We start from the raw sequence: 20,604 nt of genomic DNA on the forward strand, positions 1-20,604 counted from the left end.
CCCGCCCGGTTCCATGCCGGGCGGGTTTTTCATATCCAGCGCCGCACGCGGGCGCAGTAATCTTCAAACGGCTTGCCAAATCTCTCGGCCAAGTATTTCTCTTCCTTGGCAATGACCGCGCGGTCGATGGCAATGAAGGCAAAGGGCACGAAGCCCAGCACACCCATGCTGCCATCCCACAAGGCATAGCCCAGCTGGATGACCAGCATCCCCAGGTACATCGGGTTTCGGCTGTGCCGATAGGGACCGCGGGCGATGATCGCCTGGCTGGGTGTCCAGGGTTCCGGGTTCTCGCCATAGGCGCGAAACAGGCCCAGCGACACGATCAGCAGACCAATGCCTCCCACGATCAGCGAAAACCCCACCCACTCGACCGATCGCGCCATCGGAATCGGGGGAAGCGCCAACACCCGATCTGCCAGCAGTCCGAGCAGGATGAAGCCGAGGAACACCAGCGGCGGCGGAAATCCCACAGCCGGGGCAATGCTCGCATCCACGCGCGGCAACTGGGGCGGTTCGTCGTTGATCATGCTCCCAACCTGCCGTCTCGCCGGGCGGCTTGCAAGCGGCGCGATTGCGTGGCCCTGTCTTTGACGGCATGATGCACTGATGAGCGAACCCAAACCCTGGCTGATCGACGAGGCTGGCACCGAAGCCCGCCGTCACGCCCCGGCGACATTGCGCAACCGGGATGCAATTGCCGATGTGCTGCAATCGGTCGTCCCCGCGCACGGCACCGTGCTCGAGATCGCGAGTGGCAGCGGCGAGCATATCGTCCACTTTGCCGGGCTTTTTCCTGATGCGCAGTGGCAGCCGAGCGATTGCGAGCCTGCCGCGCTGGACTCGATCGCGGCCTGGAGCGCGCAGGCGGGGCTCGCCAATATCTGCCCGCCGCTGTTGATCGATGTCGAACAGCCAGGCTGGCCGATCGATCGTGCCGACGCGATGCTGTGCATCAACATGCTGCACATCAGCCCCTGGAGCGCGAGCGAGGCGCTGTTCAGCCAGGCAAACCGCCTGCTTTCGCCGGGCGCGCCGCTCTATCTCTATGGTCCGTTCGTGCGTCATGACGTCATGACCGCACAGAGCAATCTGGATTTCGATGCCTCGCTCAAAAGCCGCAACCCTGCCTGGGGGTTGCGCGATGTCGCGGCTGTGGATGATCTGGCGCGTAGCCACGGCTTTGCGCGCGCCGCGCTGATCGAGATGCCGGCCAACAATCTGTCGCTGATCTATCGTCGCTGCTGACGCATATCTATTGTCAAGCGGTCGGCTTTGCGCCTAGCCTTCTCCAAAGGGCAGGGCCGCAAAGGCTCGCCCCACCGCCATAGTGGGAGAGAGATATGCTGGCCAGCGTCACCGAAGCGCGTACCGACCTGGGTTCCACCGTGCGTTACTGGGCCGAGGAGCGGCCCGACGGCATCGCTCTGGACGATGGTGTCACCCGCATCAGCTATCGCGAGCTCGATGAACAGGTCGATCGCTACGCGCGGGCCTTTGCCGCAGCCGGGCTGGAGCCCGACAGCCGCATTGCATGGCTTGGCAAGAATGCGAGCCTCTATTTCATCCTGCTGGTCGCGGCCAGCCGCGCTGGGCTTGCCATGGTGCCCGTGGGCTGGCGCCTGGCCGTTCCCGAAATCCGCTATATCCTGGCCGATACCGGCGCAGCGTTGCTGGTATGCCAGCCCGGCTTTGCCGCCACCGCCCAAGCGGCAGCCGAAGGGTTGGACAGCCTGCGCACTGTGCTGGTCGACACGCCCGAGGATGCCGCAGGACTGGAGACGCTCGACGACTGGGCCGCAGCGCAGGGTTCGGGCGGGCTGCCCGATATCGACCCCGAGCGCGGGGTGCTGCAGCTGTACACATCCGGCACCACCGGCAATCCCAAGGGTGCGGTGCTGTGCAATCGCAACATGTTTGCGCTGCGCCCGATCATCGAGGCATCCGACGTCGACTGGTACAAGATCAGCCGCGAGGATTCGATGCTGGTGATCATGCCGGTGGCGCACATCGCAGGATCCGGCGTCGGCACCATCGCTTTCTACAACGGCTGCCGTGCAGTGATCCGCGCCGAGTTCTCGCCCGACGCCGTGCTCGATTGCGTCAGTGACGGCGTGACACACATGTTCCTCGTCCCCACCGCGCTGCAGATGGTGGTCAACCACCCACGCGCTGGCAGCACTGATTGGTCGCGGCTGAAGCTGGTGATGTACGGCGCAGCGCCGATCCCGCTGGAACTGCTGCGGCAATGCATGCAGACCATGGGGGCCGAGTTCTGCCAGCAATATGGCATGACCGAAACCACCGGCACTTTCTGCGCGTTGCCGCCGGAGGATCATGACCCCGCTGGCAACGAGCGGATGCGTTCCGCCGGCAAGGCGCTGCCGGGCGTGGAAATCCGCATCGTCGATGGCCAGGGCCAGCAAGTGCCCAACGGCACGATCGGCGAGATCGCGACCCGGTCACCGCTCAACATGGTCGGCTATTGGCGCAACGACGCCAAGACACGCGAAACCGTCGATGCCGATGGCTGGCTGCTCACCGGCGACGCGGCGTATATGGACGACGATGGCTATGTCTTCATCCAGGACCGGGTGAAGGACATGATAATTTCCGGCGGCGAGAATGTGTACCCTGCCGAGGTCGAGAACGCGATCTTCGGCCATCCCGATGTGCTGGAGGTCGCGGTGATCGGCACTCCGGACGACAAATGGGGCGAGGCGGTGAAGGCGGTGGTGGTGCCCAAGCCGGGGCACGAGGTCGATCCTGCATCGGTGATCAGCTGGGCGCGCGAGCGGATTGCCCCGTTCAAGGCACCCAAGAGCATCGATGTCATTCCAGAAATGCCGCGCAATGCGACGGGAAAGATCCTCCGGCGCGAACTGCGCGCACCCTATTGGGTGGGGCGCGACCGCGCCGTCGGCTAGCCTCGCAGGCGCGCCAGCCGGTTTTCGCGCCAGGCGATGTACAGGCCCGATCCGATGATCAGCGGTGCCCCGATCCAGGTCGCGGGCACCGGCCAGTTCTCCCAGATCAGCCAGCCGGCCAGCGCCGCCCAGATGAGGCTCGAATAATCCATCGGCAGCACTACCGAGACCGGGGCGAGCCGCAGCGACCAGGTGATGCCCAGCTGCGCCGCCGCACCGAACAGACCCATCAATCCGATAATTCCCCAGGTTTCCGCATCGTGCATCTTGCCGAAGAACAGCATCGCGATTCCCAGCGGCACGAGCGAGCTCAGCGAGAACCAGAACATCGTGGTCACCGGGCTCTCGGTTTCGCCCAGCTTGCGGATGATGATGCTGACCCACGCAGTGATGGCGACCCCGCTGATGCCGACGAGCGCGCCTGCCAGCGGGATATGGCCGCTTCCGGGCTGGACGACGATGATCACGCCGATCAGTCCGGCGGCAATCGCGCTCCAGCGGTGCACGCCCACGGCTTCATGCAGCAGGAAAATCGACAGCAATGTCGCAACGATCGGCACCATGAAGCCAATCGCCGTTGCTTCTGCAATCGGCAGCAGCGCAAAGGACAGGAAGTTCAGCGACATGGCCACCAGCCCCACGACCATGCGCCCTGCATGCGTCCAGGGTCGGTCGGTCTTGAGCACCGACAGCCCGGACCCGGCCAGCGCGACCGGGATCAGCACCAGAACGCCTGTCAGCTGCCGATAGAACACGCTTTCCAGCACGTGCACGCCATGGTTCGACGCCAGTTTGACGCACGCGAACATGGCGGTGATGGAAATCGCCGCCAGAAGCCGGATGCCGATGGCCACCAGCGCCTGGTTGGCGGGCGGGCTGCTGGCAGGCGGGGCAGGAGGGGCAGGCTGGGGTTCGGGCAAGGCCATCGTCGTCGTTGCTATCAGCCCCGGGCGGTTACGTCATCCCGCAGAATGGCATATCTGCCGCAAATCATCGCGGTGCAAACATCGTCCCGGCATTTTCGCATAGGCCGGGACCAAAAGGGCAGGGCTGTGCGCTCTGGCCAAAGCCTGGAGATTGCATTAATCGCCAAGGCCATAGCGGGGCAGCACGACCCCCAGCCACAGCGACAGGATAGCCATGACCGACCAGTTCGAGCTCACCGAGGACCAGCTTGCCATCCAGGACGCGGCGCGCAAATTCACCGCCGACCGGATCACGCCCTTCGCCGCCGAATGGGACGAGAAACATATCTTCCCGCGCGACACCATCAAGGAAGCTGCCGACCTCGGCTTTGCCGCGATCTATGTCAGCGAGGAGAGCGGCGGCATTGGCCTGGGCCGTCTCGAAGCCGCGCTGATCATGGAGGCGATGGCCTATGGCTGCCCCTCGACCAGCGCGTTCATCTCGATCCACAACATGGCCGCGTGGATGATCGACACCTTCGGATCGGACGATCTCAAGAGCCGCTATCTCCCCGACCTGGTGACGATGGACAAGATCGCCAGCTATTGCCTGACCGAGCCCGGCTCCGGATCGGATGCGGCGGCGCTCAAGACCAAGGCAGTGCTCGATGGCGACCATTATGTCGTCAACGGCTCGAAGCAGTTCATCAGCGGCGCCGGCGCCAATGACGTCTACGTCACCATGGTGCGCACCGGCGAGGATGGCCCCAAGGGCATTTCGTGCCTGGTGATCGACAAGGATACGCCCGGCGTCTCCTTCGGCGCGAACGAGAAGAAGCTGGGATGGCACAGCCAGCCGACCGCTCAGGTCATCTTCGACAATGCCCGCATTCCCGTTGCCAACCGCGTCGGCGCAGAAGGTGACGGCTTCCGCTTCGCGATGATGGGGCTTGATGGCGGACGACTGAACATCGGTGCGTGCTCTTTGGGCGGGGCACAGCGCTGCCTCGACGAGGCGATTACCTACACCAACGATCGCAAGCAGTTCGGCAAGCGGATCAGCGATTTCCAGAACACCCAGTTCATGCTCGCCGATATGGCGACCGATCTGGAGGCCGCGCGCGCGCTATTGTATCTCGCTGCCGCCAAGGTGACCGCAAACGCGCCCGACAAGACCAAGTTCGCCGCGATGGCCAAGCGACTGAGCACCGATAGCGGCTCGAAGATTGTCAACGATGCACTGCAACTGTTTGGCGGATATGGCTATTTGCAGGATTATCCGATCGAGCGCTTCTGGCGCGACCTGCGCGTCCATTCGATCCTCGAGGGTACCAACCAGGTGATGCGGATGATCGTCGCGCGCGAAATGCTGCGCCAGTAAGGGGTTATCATCATGACCAACGAAATCCTCACCCGCGTCGAGGGACGCACCGGCATCATCAGCCTCAATCGTCCCGGCGCGATCCACGCGCTGAATACCGCGATGTGCACCGCGATGACCGATGCGCTGACCGCATGGATCGACGATCCTGCGATCGAAGCCGTAATGATCGATCATGCCGAAGGCCGCGGTTTTTGTGCGGGTGGCGATATCCGCATGCTTGCCACCAGCGGCGCAGCCGATGGCGCGGAAGCGCGCGAATTCTTCTTTATCGAGTATCGGCTGAACCATCTGCTGTTCGTCTATCCCAAGCCGATCGTTGCCTTCATGAATGGCATTACCATGGGTGGCGGCGTCGGCCTCTCGCTGCCGTCGCGCTACCGGATCGCGACCGAGAACACCCGCTTTGCCATGCCGGAAACCGGCATCGGTCTGTTTCCCGATGTCGGCGGAGGCTGGTTCCTGTCGCGGCTGCCGGGCCGGACGGGCCAGTTTCTGGCGCTGACCGGGGCGCGGCTCGATGGCGCGGAGTGTCATGCGCTCGGCCTCGCCACGCATTACCTGCCGTCGGATGTGCTCGAAAATGCCAAGGCGCAGATTGCCGAGCATCCTGACCGGATCGACGACATTCTGGCATCGCTCGCAGTGGGACCGCCTGCTGCCCGGATTCTTGGCAACCGCGAGCGGATCGATCAGCTGTTCGCCTCCGACCGCTACGAGGACATCCTGGCCGCGCTGACGGAAGACGGATCGGAATGGAGCGCCAAGGAACTGGCAACCCTGGCCGGCAAATCCCCGCAAACCTGCAAGGTGGCTTTGCGTCAGTTGAAGGATGGCGCGCAAATGCCTGATTTTGCTGCCGAGATGCGCCAGGAATATGCGATCGGTGCACGCGTCGTACAGATGCACGATTTCATCGAAGGCGTGCGCGCGCTGATCATCGAGAAGGACAACGCGCCGCGCTGGAATCCGGATACGCCCGAAGGCGTGACGGACGAACTGATCGATTCCATCTTCGCGCCCTTGCCCGAAGATCAGGCCTGGACCCCATTGGAGATTGCCCGATGACCTATGAAACGCTTTTCGTCGAACAGCGCGGCGCCGTCACGCTGCTCACGCTCAACCGTCCGCAGGCGCTCAACGCGCTCAACAGCCAGGTGCTGGCCGATCTGATCGCCGCGCTGGCCGCATTCGATGCCGATCCGTCACAGGGCTGCGCGGTGCTGACCGGCAGCGAAAAGGCGTTCGCGGCGGGCGCGGACATCAAGGAAATGGCCACGCAGAGCTTTGCCGACATGTACGGCGGCAACTTCTTTGCTGGCTATGACCGCGTCACCGCCACCCGCAAGCCTATCATCGCTGCGGTCGCTGGATATGCGCTCGGCGGTGGTTGCGAGCTTGCGATGATGTGCGATTTCATCATCGCCGGCGACAATGCCAAGTTTGGCCAGCCCGAGATCAAGCTGGCGGTGACGCCCGGCATGGGCGGTTCGCAGCGCATGGCGCGCGCCATCGGCAAGGCCAAGACGATGGACATGTGTCTGACCGGACGGATGATGGACGCGACCGAGGCCGAGCAGTCAGGCCTGGTCGCGCGCGTGGTTCCGGTCGCCGATCTGGTCGAGGAAGCCGTCAAGGCCGCCGCCACCATCGCAGGCATGGCGCCGCTCGCCACGCTGGCGGTCAAGGAAATGGTCAACGCCGCGTTCGAAACCACGCTGCAACAGGGCGTCGTTTTCGAACGCCGGTTGTTCCACGGGCTGTTCGGCAGCGAGGACCAGACCGAGGGCATGGCGGCGTTCGTCGAAAAGCGCCCCGGTAACTGGACGGGTCGCTGATCGACGGCAGTCTGTCTCTGGTGGAGTGAGGCTTAAAACCGCGTCGGCGCGTTCCTATCTTCGTTGCTAGACAGGAACCGCCAGATCATGACCCAGACCGAAACAACCCAATCCAAGGCCCGCCCGCCGCATCCCTTGCTCACGCTGACCGAGGGGCGTGCTGTGTTCGAGCTCGGATCCTTCATCGCGCTGCGGCAGGCGATGAAGCGCCTGCCCAAGGGTGATGGCCATGCGGTGATCGTGCTGCCCGGGTTCCTGGCGGGCGACACCTCGACCCGCCCGATGCGCGGTCTGCTCAAGGATCTGGGCTATGCATCCTTTGGTTGGGATCTGGGGCGCAACCTGCGCTTCACCACCGAACGCGAACACGCGCTTTACGCATTGCTCGATCGCGTGCACGCCGAATCGGGCAGGCCGGTCTCGCTGATCGGGTGGAGCCTGGGCGGTCTGTTCGCGCGCGAGATGGCCAAGCACAGTCCCGACAAGGTGCGGCAGGTGATTTCGCTGGGCAGCCCGATCTCCAACGATCGTGGCTATACCAACGCCAGTCGGCTGTTCGAGCGGTTCAACGGCAAGCAGCCCGAGCCGATGCAGCAGGGGCGGTTCCAGGCGCTCGACGAAGCCCCGCCGGTTCCCACCACCTCGATCCTCAGCCGCAGCGACGGCATCGTCGCCTGGCGCGCCTCGGTGCAGAAGCCCGGTCCGCAGGCAGAGACGCTGGAAGTGTTGGCCAGCCACTGCGGGCTCGGGGTCAACCCGATGGTGATGTACGCCATCGCCGACCGCCTCGCGCAGCCCGAGGGCGAATGGAAACCGTTTGATCGCTCAGGCTGGCGCTCGATGCTGTTCCGGACCGTGGATGCGGGTTAGGATCGATCAGAACGGAAGGGGCGCGGACCGCGACACTAGCAACGTACTGTCTTCATCCGAGTCAAATATTGCTGTGGTTTGAGCCTGACCTTGCGCGCCAAACCAAAATTCGAGGCGCCCCCGCTGATCGATCATCACAAAACTGGGTCGCAACGTTCCGAGCTCGCGCAGCGTCGTTTGCCTGTCTTCGCAGAGGTAAGATGGTGTGCTGTTGCGGCAAACAATGGGGGGATTTGTTGCGCCCAGGATGACTTGTTCCAGCTTGCGCAGTGCGGACAGAGTTGTTGCTGCATCCAGACTCCCCGCAAATCCGGTGTATCCGGTTTCTGGACAACTCTGCTCAATCGCAAGAGCCACCTCGATTCCTCGGCTACTTTCAACCAATCGAGCCTGTTCAACAGGAGTGGCCGGATCATGATTGAACTGCACACTCCACCAGTGCCGGATACAGCCTTCAGGTATTCGTGCAGGTTGCTCTCGCAGGATGAGCCGCACAAATCCTGGCGGACCCATGAGGTCTTGCGGACGCTGCACATGCACGATTGGTCCATGCCGCAGGCCAGACAGCGCGCGCTCGCCAGCTTCAGCGGGCGGCAACCGCAACGCCTCGCCGAATGTCAGCGGCGTCTGCATTGTCAGCAGCAGCGGTATGAATGCCAAGGTCATGTGTCAGCTCAGCCTTAGACGTAACAGCACCTTAACGCCGCGCGCCGATGAGCTGTTCCGCCGCCAGCCGCCCGGTCTGCGCCGCGCCGTTCATATAGCCTGTGTGCGCATCGGACAGATGCTCACCGGCAAACAGGATCGGACCCGAAGGCAGGGGGGCGGTGACCTTGCCGTCATCGTCTTCGGCCCAGAAATGCGCGGCATAGCGGGTGAGCTGGCCCGGCAGGAAGCGCGAATAGGCGCCCTGGGCATAGGGATCCGCGGCCCATGCCGTCCGCCGCAGACTGCGTGCGGCAAGGCCGGGGATGGCAGGCGCAATCTCGCGCTCGCAGGCGCGCAATATGCCTTCGGGCCCAAGGTCCTGCAGCGCGGAAACCTGATGGCCGCCGAAGAACCATGTCAATACGCCCTGCGGCACCGCATCCTGCCCCGCGCTGGCGCCCCAGAACTCGCTGAACAGTCCTGGCTCGCCGGTGCGCACGGCCCAGGCTGCGCCGCCTGCTCCCACCAATGGTTCCCAGGGGCGCGTCGCATAGCCGGCGTTGATCTTTTCATTGCGGCCGCAGCTGAGTTCCTGCGTCAGTGCCTGCCACGCCGGGGGCAGGGTGTCGCCGAAATCGATCGTGCGCAGGATCTGTGCCGGAACGGTGATGATCACGCGGTCGGCGGTGACGCTCTTTCCGTTGGCGAAGGCCAGTACCACTGCCTTGCCCTTCCGGCGGACGCTGACCAGCGCATGCCCGGTCTGGATGCGCGGCATCAGCGGTTCGGCCAGCGCCTTCGGGATCGTCGATGAGCCGCCTGCGAGGCTGTAGCGCTCGTCGCTTCCCGATATCAGCGCGACTTTGTCATCATTGATCGCGGGCAGGTTGAAGAACAGCTCGAGTGCGGAGACCTCGCCGGGTTCCGACCCGAACTCGGTGCGGATCGTCGCCTCGACCAGGGCGCGGGCGCGGGGGCTGGCCGCGGCACCTGCGGCGTCGAGATACTGCTGCACCGACATCGAGTCGAACAGCGGGGCATGCCGGTCGAAATCGGTATCGACCGCGCCGGCATCCTGGGCGATGCGCGCTGCAAGTGGACGAAACTCGGCGATCAACTCGGCCTCCGGCACCTCGCGGCCATCGACGACAAAACGCTCGCGCGCCGTCATCGCGCCGCGGTCGATCAGGCCGATGTTGAACCGCTTGGCCAGTGCAAGGATATCGGCATGGTTGGTGTTCACCAGATGCGCGCCGTCCTCGACGTACAGGCCCGCCTCGGGCAGCCCCGCTGACGTCAGCACCCGACCGCCGATGCGGCCGCGCGCCTCGTAGATCGTGGCATCGAACCCTGCTGCGACAAGGCGGTCGAGCGCCACCAGCCCGGCAAGACCGGCGCCGATGATCGCGATGCGCGACTGCTTGCTGACGGCAGCTTCTGCAGGCTGGCCAAAGGCAGGAGCCAGACCCATGGCGGCAAGCCCTGCCAGAACGTCGCGGCGGTTGAGGCCTGGCCCGCGCTCTGTGTCATTCACTCTCGGTGGTGCAGCCTTGGCCAGCAACCCCCAGACAATGCCCGAACCGCGCATAAGCCCCGCCTCCCCCAAAGCCCTTGAACAATGGCAGGGTGATCCGATCGCTTGTGTGGGTCAAGATTTTTGGGGGCAGGGGATGGACAACGCGCCGCGCGACCCCAGATGGGGCGCTCAAGAAGGAGCGCAGGTGATGCACAGTATCTGGGGCCAGCTGGCCATTGCCATGTCGGCGCTGGCTGGCACTGCCGCCATCGCCGATGCGCGCCGGATGCGGCGGCGCAATTTCGACCGGGTGGGCTTCATGCCGTGGACGGGCATTCTCGTGCTGTCGCTGACGATCGCGGCGTTTGCCGCCGCGATCGCGCTCAAGGGCTTCTGATTACAGGCAGGCCTCGAGATACGCCTGCTCGAAGCCGAACTGGCGGGCCTTTTCGAGCGTATAGGGGCGCAGGCCCGTCGAGCGGTATTCGCCGATGATCTTGCCGTCGCTGCCCTCGTCCATGTACTCGAACTTGAACAGCTCCTGGGTGACGATCACTTCGCCTTCCATGCCGATCACTTCGGTGACGTTGGTGACGCGGCGTGAACCGTCGCGCAGGCGCTTGACCTGGACGATGATATCCACCGATTCGGCGATCTGACGGCTGATCGCTTCCTTGGGGATCTTGATGTCGCCCATCAGGATCATGTTTTCCATACGACCCAGGGCCTCGCGCGGGCTGTTGGCATGGAGCGTACACATCGATCCGTCATGGCCGGTGTTCATCGCGGCGAGCAGATCGAAGCACTCCGCGCCACGAATTTCGCCGAGGATGATGCGGTCAGGGCGCATACGCAGCGCGTTCTTGACGAGATCGCCGATGCTGATCGCGCCCTTGCCTTCCAGGTTGGGCGGGCGGGTTTCGAGCGGCAGCCAGTGCGGCTGCTGCAGACGAAGTTCGGCCGCATCCTCGATGGTCAGCACGCGCTCGCCCGGATCGATCATCTTCGACAGCGCGTTGAGCATTGTCGTCTTGCCCGAACCGGTACCGCCCGAGATGACGACGTTGAAGCGGCAGGCGCCTGCGATCTTGAGGGCGGTCGCCATCTTCTCCGACATCGCGCCCCAATCCTTGAGATTGTCGAGCGTGATCGGCTTTTCGGAAAACTTACGAATGGAGATCGCGGTGCCACGCAGCGACAGCGGCGGGATAATGACGTTGACGCGGCTTCCGTCCTTGAGACGGGCGTCGGCGAGCGGGGTGGTCTGGTCGATCCGGCGGCCGACCTGGTTGACGATCCGTTGGGCAATCTGCAGCAGATGTTCCTCATCGCGGAACTGGATCGGCGCGATGGTGAGCTTGCCCTTCTTTTCGATGTAGGTCTGCTCGGGACCATTGACCATGATATCGGTGATTTCCGGGTCGTTGAGCAGCTCCTCGAGCGGGCCGAAGCCTAGCAGCTCGTCGATCAGCACCTTTTCCAGCGCAAACTGTTCGCGCCGGTTGAGCGTCAGCTTGAGCTCGGCGAGCACTTCCAGAATGATCGGGCGGAACTCTTCGGCAAGCTCGTCCTTGGTCAGCGTGGCAGCCGCTTCGGGATCGACGCGCTCAAGCAGGCGCGGCAGCACCTGTTCCTTGATCTTGTGGACCGACGCTTCGAAGCCTTCGACCTTGGGGCCGGTATCGGCGACCGAGTTGGCGCGATCCGAAAGGCGCGTCATCGCATCCGAAAGCGCAACGCTTTCCGGTGTCATGTCCAGCGTATCGAGGCCGGGCAGATCGACGGAATCGAGATCAGGGAACTGGTCTCCGCCCATGTCCATCGACAGGCCAAGGCGGGATTCTGTGGGGGCAGGGGCTGCCCCGCCGCCCTTCATCGGTCGGGCGACGCCGAAGCTCGGCCTGGCGCCGGCACCCATCTGTCCAATCCCGTTTTTTCTGCCAAACGCGCTCATGGTGACCGATTTTCCCGAAAAATATCATTCGGCCAGCCCAGATGAGCTGCCCTGGTTGTGCATGGTGAATAGCCCGGAAACTTTGATAATGTCCTAACAGCCTGTGAATGCAGCCAAACATCACCCTGTCGCAGGGCTCCATGGCGCTTGCATCGCCGCCAATATCGGGCATTAAGCCCAGCAAAAGTTAACAATATCCCAGCAGGCGCACCCCTTGGCCGACAATTTAGTGAACCAGGCTTCGACCGAAGCGCCCCGCAGCAATGTCGCTGCCGGCATGCTGTTTGCGCTGGCAGGCTTTGCCCTGCTGTCGTGCGGTGACGGGCTGATCAAGTCGACCAGCGGCCACTGGCCGGGCACCGCCGTGGCCGCGTTGCGCTTCACGATGGGGGCGCTCGGCCTGGGGCTGGTGCTGCTGATCCGGGAGGGGCCTGGGGGCTTTCGTTTCCCGCGGCCCAAGGTGCAGCTGGCGCGCGGATTTTTCCTGGCCGGGGCAACGGTGACCTTCTTTTCCAGCATCTTCCTGATGCCGCTCGCAACGGCGACCTCGATCCAGTTCATGGCACCTTTGCTGACCGCCGTGATATCGTCGATCCTCTACAAGGAGAGGCTGAGCCGGGGCCGCTGGATCGCCACGCTGGCGGCGTTCATCGGCGTCATGATCGTGCTGCGCCCCAGCTTTGCCGATCTGGGCTGGGCGGCATTGCTGCCACTGGCGGCAGCCTTCGGGATGAGCGGCCTGATGATGACCAACGCCCGCGCTGCAGGGTCGGGCAGCGTGCTGCTCAACCAGTTCCTGGTGGCAGCCCTCGCTGCTCCCCTGCTGGTGCTGTACGCGGTGCTCGGGCACGTCTCCGGCGTCGAAGCGCTGCAGGTCGGTTGGCCCGACCGCTATGTGATCATGGTGTGCGCGACGATCGCGGTCACCGCCAGCTTCAGCCACATGCTGATCTACCTGGCCACCGCCCGCAGCTCGGCCGCGACCGTGGCGCCGATGGTGTACATCCAGATTATCGTCGCGATTGCGATTGGCGTGGTCTTCTATCGCGACTATCCTGATCTGGTGGCGCTGGCGGGCACGTGCGTGATCATCGTCAGCGGGATCTATCTGCTGCGCAGCGGGCGCACATAGGGGCAGGACACGGCGCTAGAGCATGGGGGCAGGGGCATTATGGCACTGACAGGCTGGATCTTCGCGATGGCGATGCAGGTCGCGAGCCTGCCTGCACCGCCGACGCTGCCGTGCTGGATCGAAGGGCGCTGGGTCTCCGAGGAAGCCGAAGGCCGCTGGACCGAGGAAAACTGGACCGGCTGCCGCGCCGAAACGATGATGGGCACCGGGCGCGGCGGACGCGGGGACGCGGTCACCAGCTACGAGTTCATGCGCATTGCGCGCAACGAGAATGGTGATCTGATGTTCTACGGATCGCCGTTCGGCAATCCGGCTGCCGCGTTTCGTGCGGTCAAGGCCGGCCCGACCGAGGTCGTGTTCGTCAACCCCAACCACGAATATCCGCAGCGCATCCGCTACTGGATGGAAGGCGACATGCTGCTGGCCGAAGCGAGCATGCGGGACGGGTCGCGGCCACAGGCGTGGCGCTACAAACGGATACCGATAAAATAGAAAAGGTTCGTCCGCGCCAGACTGGTCAGGCGCAGCAAACCGCGAAAGTCAGCCCGAAACGCGTTCGGCCAGGATGGTCAGGCCCTGTTCGTTGACTTCGGCAAAGCCGCCTTCGATCGCGATGGTTTCCGGCTGGCTGCCTTCGGTCTTGTAGATCGAGACCAGGCCGTCGCGCACGGTCGACATCAGGGGCGCATGGCCCTCCAGCACGCCGAACTCACCCTCTGCGCCGGGCACGACAACCATGTGCACCGCTTCGGAGCGGACCAGCTTTTCAGGGGTTACGAGTTCAAACTGCAGTGCCATTTACAAATTCCTCAATGCCCTCTCCCTTTGGGGGAGAGGGCAGGATGTTCAATCAAGCCGCTTCTGCGAGCGTCTTGGCCTTTTCGACGGCTTCGTCGATGCCGCCAACCATGTAGAAAGCGGCTTCGGGCAGGTGGTCATACTCACCGTCGACAACAGCCTTGAAGCTCTTCACGGTGTCTTCGAGCGAGACGAACTTGCCCGAGATGCCGGTGAACACTTCTGCCACGTGGAAGGGCTGCGACAGGAACTTCTGGATCTTGCGCGCGCGGGCGACGGTGAGCTTATCTTCTTCCGAAAGCTCGTCCATGCCCAGAATGGCGATGATGTCCTGAAGCGACTTGTACTTCTGCAGCGTCGACTGAACCGCGCGAGCGGTTTCGTAATGCTCCACGCCGACGACGCGGGGTTCCAGAACGCGGCTGGTCGAATCGAGCGGATCCACCGCAGGATAGATGCCGAGTTCCGAGATCGCGCGGTTAAGCACGGTCGTTGCGTCCAAGTGGGCAAACGAGGTGGCAGGGGCAGGGTCGGTCAAGTCATCTGCGGGAACGTAGATGGCCTGCACCGAGGTGATCGAGCCCTTGTTGGTCGAGGTGATGCGCTCCTGCAGCTGGCCCATGTCGGTCGACAGGGTCGGCTGATAGCCCACGGCCGAGGGAATGCGGCCAAGCAGAGCCGACACTTCCGAACCTGCCTGAGTGAAGCGGAAGATGTTGTCGACGAAGAACAGCACGTCCTGGCCTTCCTGGTCGCGGAAATATTCCGCGATGGTCAGACCCGACAGAGCGACGCGTGCGCGGGCACCCGGGGGCTCGTTCATCTGGCCATAGACCAGAGCCACCTTGGAACCTTCGCTGATCGCTTCACCAGCTTCGTTCTTGGCGATAACGCCGGCGTCGAGGAACTCGTGGTACAGATCGTTACCCTCGCGGGTGCGCTCACCGACGCCCGCGAACACCGAGGTGCCGCCATGGCCCTTGGCAATGTTGTTGATCAGTTCCTGAATGAGAACGGTCTTGCCCACGCCGGCACCGCCGAACAGGCCGATCTTGCCGCCCTTGGCATAAGGCGCGAGCAGATCGATCACCTTGATGCCGGTGACCAGAATTTCCGATTCGGTCGACTGGTCGACGAAAGCCGGAGCCTGAGCGTGAATGGGAGCGGTCTGCTTGGCGCCGATCGGGCCACGCTCGTCAATCGGCTCGCCGACGACGTTCATGATGCGGCCGAGCGTTTCGGGGCCAACGGGCATGCGGATCTGCGCGCCGGTGTCGGTGACGTTCTGGCCGCGAACGAGACCATCGGTGCCGTCCATGGCGATGCAGCGCACGGTGTTCTCACCCAGATGCTGGGCGACTTCGAGCACGAGGCGGTTGCCGTTGTTCACGGTTTCCAGCGCGTTCAGAATGGCGGGGATTTCGCCGTCGAAGGTCACGTCGACGACCGCGCCGATGACCTGGCTGATCTTGCCGATATTGTTGGTGGTTGCCATGAGCTGTTTCCTGCTTTCGGACGGTTAAAGGGCTTCGGCGCCCGAGATGATTTCAACGAGTTCGGTGGTGATCGCGGCCTGACGGCTGCGGTTGTATTCGATGGTGAGCCGGTTGATCAGATCGCCCGCGTTGCGCGTGGCGTTGTCCATCGCGGTCATCGAAGCACCCTGTTCGGACGCGGCATTCTCCAGCAGCGCACCGAAGATCTGCGTGGTGACGTTGCGCGGCAGCAGTTCGGCGAGGATTTCCTCCTCATCAGGCTCGTATTCGACCGCTGCGTCGGTCGCAGGCGCACCGCCCGCGGGGATAGCAACCGGGATGATCTGACGACCCACCGGTTCTTGCAGCAGAGCCGAGCGGAACTTGGAGTAGAACAGATGGGCGACGTCGAATTCGCCCTTTTCGAACATCGCGATCAGCTCGGCCGAAATCGCCTGCGCTTCGGCAAAGCCCTGGTTCTTCAGCGCAGTGGTGTCGAAATAGCGCACGACCTGCTTGGGATATTCGCGGATGATCATCGCGCGGCCCTTGCGGCCCACGAGATAGAACAGCACGGTCTTGCCGGCGGCTTCCAGTTCACGTGCCTTGAGCTTTGCAGCCTTGACGATGTTCGCGTTGAACGCGCCGCAAAGGCCACGGTCGGACGAGGTGACGATGATCAGGTGAACCTGATCCTTGCCGGTACCTGCCAGCAGCTTGGGGCTCGAATCGCTGATCGCGATCTTCGATGCCAGCGACGCCATGACCCGTTCCAGACGCCCGGCATAGGGACGCGCGGCTTCCGCCGCCGCCTGCGCCTTGCGCAGCTTGGCGGATGCCACCATCTGCTTGGCCTTGGTGATCTTCTGGGTCGACTTGACCGAGGCGATCCGGCCCTTGAGTTCTTTCAGACTGGCCATGATGTCCTAACTTCAAACCCTGTTCGGTCTCCCCCGGAATTGCGGGGAGCCAGTGTGTGCCAATTCACCTCGCGCCGCCGGCGCAAGATGGGCCCCTGCCTGCGCAGGGGCCAGCCATCAAGCAAACGTCTTGGCGAATGCGTCCAGCGCAGCCTTCAGGCTGGCCTTGGCTGCGTCGCCCAGATCCTTGGTATCGCGGATCGTGGTCAGCAGGTCGGCGTGGTCCGAACGCAGGAAGCTGAGCATAGCCGCTTCGTACTCGTTGACGCGGTTGACCGGCAGCGCATCGAGATAGCCGTTGGTGCCGGCGAAGATCGATGCGGTCTGCTCTTCGAACGGCAGCGGGCTGAACTGAGCCTGCTTGAGCAGTTCGGTCAGGCGCTGGCCGCGGTTGAGCAGCTTCTGGGTCGAGGCATCGAGGTCCGAACCGAACTGCGCGAACGCCGCCATTTCGCGGTACTGCGCCAGCTCCAGCTTGATCGAGCCCGAAACCTTCTTCATCGCCTTGGTCTGCGCAGCAGAACCCACGCGCGACACCGACAGGCCGACGTTAATGGCCGGACGGATGCCCTGATAGAACAGGTTGGTTTCGAGGAAGATCTGGCCGTCGGTGATCGAGATCACGTTGGTCGGAATATAGGCCGACACGTCGCCCGCCTGGGTTTCGATGATCGGCAGCGCGGTGAGCGAGCCCGAACCATTGTCCGAGTTCATCTTCGCGGCGCGCTCCAGCAGACGTGAGTGCAGATAGAACACGTCGCCGGGATAGGCTTCACGGCCCGGAGGACGACGCAGCAGCAGCGACATCTGACGATAAGCCACGGCCTGCTTCGACAGATCGTCATACACGATCAGCGCGTGCATGCCGTTGTCACGGAAATATTCGCCCATGGTGCAACCGGTGTACGGTGCCAGGAACTGCAGCGGAGCGGGCTCTGATGCGGTTGCGGCGACGACGATGGTATATTCCATCGCGCCCGATTCCTCGAGCTGGCGCACGATCTGCGCGACGGTCGAACGCTTCTGGCCGATGGCGACATAGATGCAGTACAGCTTCTTGCCTTCATCGTCGCCGGCGTTGGCTTCCTTCTGGTTGATGAAGGTGTCGATCGCGACGGCAGTCTTGCCGGTCTGACGGTCACCGATGATCAGCTCGCGCTGGCCGCGGCCGACGGGAACGAGCGCGTCGATCGCCTTGAGGCCGGTCTGCACGGGCTCGTGCACCGAGGTGCGCGGGATGATGCCCGGAGCCTTGCTTTCCACGCGCATGCGCTTTTCGGCAACGATCGGGCCCTTGCCATCGATCGGGTTGCCCAGACCATCGACCACGCGGCCGAGCAGGCCCTTGCCGACGGGCACGTCCACGATGGTGCCGGTGCGCTTGACGACGTCACCTTCCTTGATCTCGGCGTCCGAGCCGAAGATCACGACGCCAACATTGTCGGCTTCGAGGTTCAGGGCCATGCCCTGCACGCCGTTGGAGAATTCGACCATTTCACCGGCCTGGACGTTGTCCAGTCCGTGGATGCGCGCGATGCCGTCACCGACGCTCAGCACGCTGCCCACTTCGGATACTTGCGCATCCGTGCCAAAATTGGCGATCTGATCCTTGATAACCTTGGAGATTTCTGCGGCACGAATGTCCATGAGAATGTTAGCCTTTCATCGCTTGGCTGAGCGTGTTGAGACGGGTCTTGATGCTGGAGTCGATCATCTGACTGCCCATGCGGACAATCAGGCCGCCCAGAATGGACGGATCGACCTTTGCGGTGATCTTGATGCTGTGACCGGCGCGGTCCTTCAGCTGCTTGCGGATTTCGTCGATCTGCGCTTCGCTGAGCGGGAAGGCAGAGGTGACCTCGGCGGTGACTTCGCCGCGATGCGCAGCGACCAGCATGTCAAAGGCGGCCAGAATGTTAGACAGCTGCCCCAGGCGGCGATTGGTCGCCAGCACGCCGAGCAGGTTGCCGGTCATGGCGTCGAGCTTCAGCATCTCGGCGAGCGACTTTACGATGCCTTCTGCTGCAGCGCGGCTGATGGTCTGGCTCTTCGTCAGAGTCGCGAAATCTTCCGACTCGTTCAGTGCCGCACGCAGCGTCGCAACGCTGGTCTCGACCTCGGCAAGCTGCTTGTCGTCGCGCGCGAGCGAGAAGAGTGCCGAGGCGTAACGCCCTGCCAGACTGGCCTGTATCCCGCCGGAAATGTCCACGCGAATGCTTTCCCTTGCCGTTATGGTATTGCATCAGGCTCGAGCGGGAGATGTGCACCTCCCTCACCTGTCGGCGCGGCGGTTAGCACTCATCATGTTGCATTGCAAGACGGGGGAAGCGATCGCCGGTACGCTGGAAATTTCCCGGCGAATCGCCGCTTTGCGGCAGTATGCTGAAGGATGCCTTTACCATTTGTTTGTAACCTCACGCATATCGCGAAGCCGATAGGTTACTGACAGGTCCGCCATGGAATCGCCGCCACTGAAATTGAATTTTGCCCGAACGCGGCTGGAAGTGATGGCTTGGGCGGCGAGTCTGAGCGTCCAGGCCAAGATGCGCCTCGTCCTCAATACCATGCTCGGCCTGCTGGCTCTGCTCGCGCTGGGGGCGATTACCGTGATCGCAGTCACCCAGTATACGACGAGCACGCTACTGACCGAGCGGATCCAGCCGACCATTCGGCTGCAGGCGATAGTCGATGGATATCGCGAATCTCTCGTCGTTTCGAGCAAGGTCAAGGCCAGCATGATGTCGCCGCAGGCAGGGCTCGTAGTGCTCAACGATCTGGACCGGAAGATCGAGGTCAACTGGGTCTGGATGGAGCAGAGCACCTTCGCGACAGAATTCCCCAAGGAGATGGCGGCTCTGGAAATAAACCGCAGGACTGCGGATACAGCGAAGGGGAAGCTGCGCAGCCTGATGCAGTCGGGATCGGTTGACAGTATCGAAGACTTCATCGCGACCGATCTGCACCACGGGCTCGACCCGATGCTGGTGACGAGCCAGAACGCTATCGAAATGATGCGTAAGCGCGGCGCAGCGCAGCTCAAGACCCTGCGCGAATTCTATATCGCCTCGCTGGCATTCTCCACAGTGCTGGTGCTGTTTGCCGGGGTTTTCGCGCATTGGTGTCTGCGCCATGCCAACCGGGACTTTCTGGTCCCGCTGATGGCGCTGGCGCAATATGCCATGCCAGAGAAGCGGCAAACCGCGCCGGTCCGTGACCTTGGCCTGCGACGCCGGGATGAAATCGGGGCCATTGCCAGGGCGATCCACCGGTCGCATGCCAAGGCTGATCGCGTGTTACAGGCCGAACGGGATCGTCAGGCGGCGACGCTCCAGCTGCAGCGTGAGCAGATGGATCGCCAGGAAGAACGCAACCGGCGCTCGGTCGAGATCGACCGGCTTTTTGCCATGCACGAAACACGGCTGTCCGAGCTGTCAGAGAAGCTCGCCAAGGCCGCTCTTGGAATGCGCGAAGGCGTTCAGGAGATGAAGCGCAATGCTGCGCAGGCGCAGGACCTCAGCCAGCATTGCGCCGACCGTGCTAACCGTGCGGCGCAATCGGTCAACCTGATCAACCGCCACGGACGCAGGCTGCAGGAAACCGGCGGCGGCGTGCGCGGGCTTGTCGCCGACAGTGCCCGCAACATCTACGACGCCCATGATGCCAGTCGATCAAGCCGCGAAATTGCCGCGCAGCTGCAGGAGGTGGCTGGAGAAATCTCCGGAATTCTCGCGCTGATCACGCATATTGCCAAGCAGACCAACCTGCTGGCGCTGAACGCCACGATCGAGGCCGCTCGTGCCGGCGAGGCAGGCCGTGGCTTTGCCGTGGTGGCGCAGGAGGTCAAGAATCTCGCCAGCCAGACCCAGAGTGCTGCTGCCTCGGTCGAGCAGAGGCTGGGCAGCGTCGCCGCCATGACCGAGCAGGTCTCCAGCGCGGTCGTATCGGTGGACGGTCATGTCGATGTGATTCGCCAGAACGCCGACCGGATCGATGCCGCAGTGTCGGAGCAGGATGATGCCAGCCGCGATATTCTCCAGGCGCTTGGAAACCTGCTCGATGGCACCAACTCGGTCGTGGTGCAGATCGGCGAGCTGACCGCGACATCCACCACCGCCAATATGTCAGCCCAGGCGTTGAGCGAGACCGCCGAAGACGTGGCGCGGCAATCGCAGGAACTGCGCGAGCAGATGCTGCAACTCGCAAGCGCGGTGCGCGCGGCTTAGCTCGTCAGGGCTTTGAA

20 protein-coding genes are annotated in these 20,604 nt (G+C 63.2%); 10 read left to right on the forward strand and 10 right to left on the reverse strand.

Translation table 11 applies throughout. The annotated features are described in order from the left end of the window. Nucleotides 1-29: 29 nt before the first annotated feature. Complete coding sequence (locus tag LI72_RS04070; RefSeq protein ID WP_052129489.1) at nucleotides 30-530, reverse strand: methyltransferase family protein; 501 nt, start codon at nucleotides 528-530, stop codon at nucleotides 30-32. 79 nt (nucleotides 531-609) lie between these two features. Between LI72_RS04070 and LI72_RS04075 the strand changes: the two genes are divergently transcribed. Both LI72_RS04075 and LI72_RS04080 read left to right on the forward strand, forming a co-directional pair. Continuing rightward, nucleotides 610-1,248 carry a DUF938 domain-containing protein gene (locus tag LI72_RS04075; protein WP_052129490.1) on the forward strand — a complete coding sequence of 213 codons (639 nt, stop codon included), beginning with the start codon at nucleotides 610-612 and terminating at the stop codon, nucleotides 1,246-1,248. A gap of 95 nt (nucleotides 1,249-1,343) precedes the next feature. Further along, entirely contained in the window at nucleotides 1,344-2,927 is a 1,584-nt protein-coding gene (locus tag LI72_RS04080) for a fatty acid--CoA ligase (protein ID WP_033924583.1), read from the forward strand. Here LI72_RS04080 and LI72_RS04085 read toward each other — a convergent pair. Continuing rightward, nucleotides 2,924-3,853 (reverse strand): DMT family transporter, encoded by a 930-nt coding sequence (locus LI72_RS04085; RefSeq protein ID WP_081984621.1) that lies wholly within the window; start codon nucleotides 3,851-3,853, stop codon nucleotides 2,924-2,926. The two genes, LI72_RS04080 and LI72_RS04085, sit on opposite strands and share 4 nt — an antisense overlap. Before the next feature lie 214 nt (nucleotides 3,854-4,067). On the opposite strand from LI72_RS04085, the gene LI72_RS04090 reads away from it, so the two are divergent. From LI72_RS04090 to LI72_RS04105, 4 genes are all read left to right on the forward strand, one after another. After that, nucleotides 4,068-5,213, forward strand: a complete 1,146-nt coding sequence (locus LI72_RS04090) for an acyl-CoA dehydrogenase family protein (protein ID WP_033924584.1) — start codon at nucleotides 4,068-4,070, stop codon at nucleotides 5,211-5,213. 12 nt (nucleotides 5,214-5,225) lie between these two features. Further along, nucleotides 5,226-6,281 carry an enoyl-CoA hydratase/isomerase family protein gene (locus tag LI72_RS04095; protein WP_033924585.1) on the forward strand — a complete coding sequence of 352 codons (1,056 nt, stop codon included), beginning with the start codon at nucleotides 5,226-5,228 and terminating at the stop codon, nucleotides 6,279-6,281. Further along, a complete protein-coding gene (locus LI72_RS04100) occupies nucleotides 6,278-7,051 on the forward strand; it encodes an enoyl-CoA hydratase (protein ID WP_033924586.1) in 774 nt (257 codons plus the stop codon). The genes LI72_RS04095 and LI72_RS04100 overlap by 4 nt, the downstream gene beginning before the upstream one ends. 87 nt (nucleotides 7,052-7,138) lie before the next feature. Continuing rightward, the gene (locus tag LI72_RS04105) at nucleotides 7,139-7,921 is read left to right on the forward strand and encodes an alpha/beta hydrolase (RefSeq protein WP_033924587.1); all 783 of its coding nucleotides are present in this window, start codon (nucleotides 7,139-7,141) and stop codon (nucleotides 7,919-7,921) included. A gap of 6 nt (nucleotides 7,922-7,927) precedes the next feature. On the opposite strand, the gene LI72_RS19930 is transcribed toward LI72_RS04105, so the two are convergent. Further along, nucleotides 7,928-8,587 carry a hypothetical protein gene (locus LI72_RS19930; RefSeq protein ID WP_156139477.1) on the reverse strand — a complete coding sequence of 220 codons (660 nt, stop codon included), beginning with the start codon at nucleotides 8,585-8,587 and terminating at the stop codon, nucleotides 7,928-7,930. A gap of 31 nt (nucleotides 8,588-8,618) precedes the next feature. Then, nucleotides 8,619-10,103 carry a flavin monoamine oxidase family protein gene (locus LI72_RS04110; protein ID WP_269429425.1) on the reverse strand — a complete coding sequence of 495 codons (1,485 nt, stop codon included), beginning with the start codon at nucleotides 10,101-10,103 and terminating at the stop codon, nucleotides 8,619-8,621. A gap of 190 nt (nucleotides 10,104-10,293) precedes the next feature. Here LI72_RS04110 and LI72_RS04115 point away from each other — a divergent pair, with 190 nt between their 5' ends. After that, nucleotides 10,294-10,482, forward strand: a complete 189-nt coding sequence (locus LI72_RS04115; protein WP_156139478.1) for a hypothetical protein — start codon at nucleotides 10,294-10,296, stop codon at nucleotides 10,480-10,482. On the opposite strand, the gene LI72_RS04120 is transcribed toward LI72_RS04115, so the two are convergent. Beyond that, nucleotides 10,483-12,039: a CpaF family protein gene (locus LI72_RS04120; RefSeq protein WP_033924590.1), complete on the reverse strand. Its 1,557-nt coding sequence runs from the start codon at nucleotides 12,037-12,039 to the stop codon at nucleotides 10,483-10,485. A gap of 214 nt (nucleotides 12,040-12,253) precedes the next feature. Between LI72_RS04120 and LI72_RS04125 the strand changes: the two genes are divergently transcribed. Together LI72_RS04125 and LI72_RS04130 are read left to right on the forward strand one after the other, a co-directional pair. Continuing rightward, nucleotides 12,254-13,171 (forward strand): DMT family transporter, encoded by a 918-nt coding sequence (locus tag LI72_RS04125; RefSeq protein ID WP_231562358.1) that lies wholly within the window; start codon nucleotides 12,254-12,256, stop codon nucleotides 13,169-13,171. Nucleotides 13,172-13,210: 39 nt separating this feature from the next. Next, nucleotides 13,211-13,663: a DUF6265 family protein gene (locus LI72_RS04130; protein ID WP_052129492.1), complete on the forward strand. Its 453-nt coding sequence runs from the start codon at nucleotides 13,211-13,213 to the stop codon at nucleotides 13,661-13,663. Nucleotides 13,664-13,711: 48 nt separating this feature from the next. Here LI72_RS04130 and LI72_RS04135 read toward each other — a convergent pair whose 3' ends face one another. The 5 genes from LI72_RS04135 to LI72_RS04155 all read right to left on the reverse strand — a co-directional run bounded on the left by LI72_RS04135 (nucleotide 13,712) and on the right by LI72_RS04155 (nucleotide 18,573). Beyond that, on the reverse strand, nucleotides 13,712-13,969 hold the full coding sequence (locus LI72_RS04135; RefSeq protein ID WP_033924591.1) for an ATP synthase F1 subunit epsilon: 258 nt from the start codon (nucleotides 13,967-13,969) through the stop codon (nucleotides 13,712-13,714). Between the two features lie 52 nt (nucleotides 13,970-14,021). After that, a complete protein-coding gene (atpD, locus tag LI72_RS04140; RefSeq protein ID WP_033924592.1) occupies nucleotides 14,022-15,464 on the reverse strand; it encodes a F0F1 ATP synthase subunit beta in 1,443 nt (480 codons plus the stop codon). Nucleotides 15,465-15,488: 24 nt separating this feature from the next. Next, nucleotides 15,489-16,364 carry a F0F1 ATP synthase subunit gamma gene (locus tag LI72_RS04145; protein ID WP_033924593.1) on the reverse strand — a complete coding sequence of 292 codons (876 nt, stop codon included), beginning with the start codon at nucleotides 16,362-16,364 and terminating at the stop codon, nucleotides 15,489-15,491. Between the two features lie 117 nt (nucleotides 16,365-16,481). Further along, nucleotides 16,482-18,011 carry a F0F1 ATP synthase subunit alpha gene (atpA, locus tag LI72_RS04150; protein ID WP_033924594.1) on the reverse strand — a complete coding sequence of 510 codons (1,530 nt, stop codon included), beginning with the start codon at nucleotides 18,009-18,011 and terminating at the stop codon, nucleotides 16,482-16,484. Between the two features lie 7 nt (nucleotides 18,012-18,018). Next, nucleotides 18,019-18,573, reverse strand: a complete 555-nt coding sequence (locus LI72_RS04155) for a F0F1 ATP synthase subunit delta (protein ID WP_033924595.1) — start codon at nucleotides 18,571-18,573, stop codon at nucleotides 18,019-18,021. A gap of 247 nt (nucleotides 18,574-18,820) precedes the next feature. Between LI72_RS04155 and LI72_RS04160 the strand changes: the two genes are divergently transcribed. Continuing rightward, entirely contained in the window at nucleotides 18,821-20,587 is a 1,767-nt protein-coding gene (locus tag LI72_RS04160; RefSeq protein ID WP_081984623.1) for a methyl-accepting chemotaxis protein, read from the forward strand. The last annotated feature ends 17 nt before the right edge of the window (nucleotides 20,588-20,604 follow it).

This window comes from Sphingomonas sp. 35-24ZXX (assembly GCF_000786215.1).
Classification (GTDB): Bacteria; Pseudomonadota; Alphaproteobacteria; order Sphingomonadales; family Sphingomonadaceae; genus Blastomonas.

What these genes read in the sequence shown, in the direction of transcription:
- LI72_RS04100 (WP_033924586.1), top strand. Translation starts at nt 6,278, where the DNA reads ATGACCTATGAAACGCTTTTCGTCGAACAGCGCGGCGCCGTCACGCTG.
- LI72_RS19930 (WP_156139477.1), bottom strand. Translation starts at nt 8,587, where the DNA reads ATGACCTTGGCATTCATACCGCTGCTGCTGACAATGCAGACGCCGCTG.
- LI72_RS04075 (WP_052129490.1), top strand. Translation starts at nt 610, where the DNA reads ATGAGCGAACCCAAACCCTGGCTGATCGACGAGGCTGGCACCGAAGCC.
- LI72_RS04070 (WP_052129489.1), bottom strand. Translation starts at nt 530, where the DNA reads ATGATCAACGACGAACCGCCCCAGTTGCCGCGCGTGGATGCGAGCATT.
- LI72_RS04160 (WP_081984623.1), top strand. Translation starts at nt 18,821, where the DNA reads ATGGAATCGCCGCCACTGAAATTGAATTTTGCCCGAACGCGGCTGGAA.
- LI72_RS04130 (WP_052129492.1), top strand. Translation starts at nt 13,211, where the DNA reads ATGGCACTGACAGGCTGGATCTTCGCGATGGCGATGCAGGTCGCGAGC.
- LI72_RS04105 (WP_033924587.1), top strand. Translation starts at nt 7,139, where the DNA reads ATGACCCAGACCGAAACAACCCAATCCAAGGCCCGCCCGCCGCATCCC.
- LI72_RS04090 (WP_033924584.1), top strand. Translation starts at nt 4,068, where the DNA reads ATGACCGACCAGTTCGAGCTCACCGAGGACCAGCTTGCCATCCAGGAC.
- LI72_RS04145 (WP_033924593.1), bottom strand. Translation starts at nt 16,364, where the DNA reads ATGGCCAGTCTGAAAGAACTCAAGGGCCGGATCGCCTCGGTCAAGTCG.
- LI72_RS04120 (WP_033924590.1), bottom strand. Translation starts at nt 12,039, where the DNA reads ATGAGCGCGTTTGGCAGAAAAAACGGGATTGGACAGATGGGTGCCGGC.
- LI72_RS04085 (WP_081984621.1), bottom strand. Translation starts at nt 3,853, where the DNA reads ATGGCCTTGCCCGAACCCCAGCCTGCCCCTCCTGCCCCGCCTGCCAGC.
- LI72_RS04095 (WP_033924585.1), top strand. Translation starts at nt 5,226, where the DNA reads ATGACCAACGAAATCCTCACCCGCGTCGAGGGACGCACCGGCATCATC.
- LI72_RS04135 (WP_033924591.1), bottom strand. Translation starts at nt 13,969, where the DNA reads ATGGCACTGCAGTTTGAACTCGTAACCCCTGAAAAGCTGGTCCGCTCC.
- LI72_RS04115 (WP_156139478.1), top strand. Translation starts at nt 10,294, where the DNA reads ATGCACAGTATCTGGGGCCAGCTGGCCATTGCCATGTCGGCGCTGGCT.
- LI72_RS04080 (WP_033924583.1), top strand. Translation starts at nt 1,344, where the DNA reads ATGCTGGCCAGCGTCACCGAAGCGCGTACCGACCTGGGTTCCACCGTG.
- atpA (WP_033924594.1), bottom strand. Translation starts at nt 18,011, where the DNA reads ATGGACATTCGTGCCGCAGAAATCTCCAAGGTTATCAAGGATCAGATC.
- atpD (WP_033924592.1), bottom strand. Translation starts at nt 15,464, where the DNA reads ATGGCAACCACCAACAATATCGGCAAGATCAGCCAGGTCATCGGCGCG.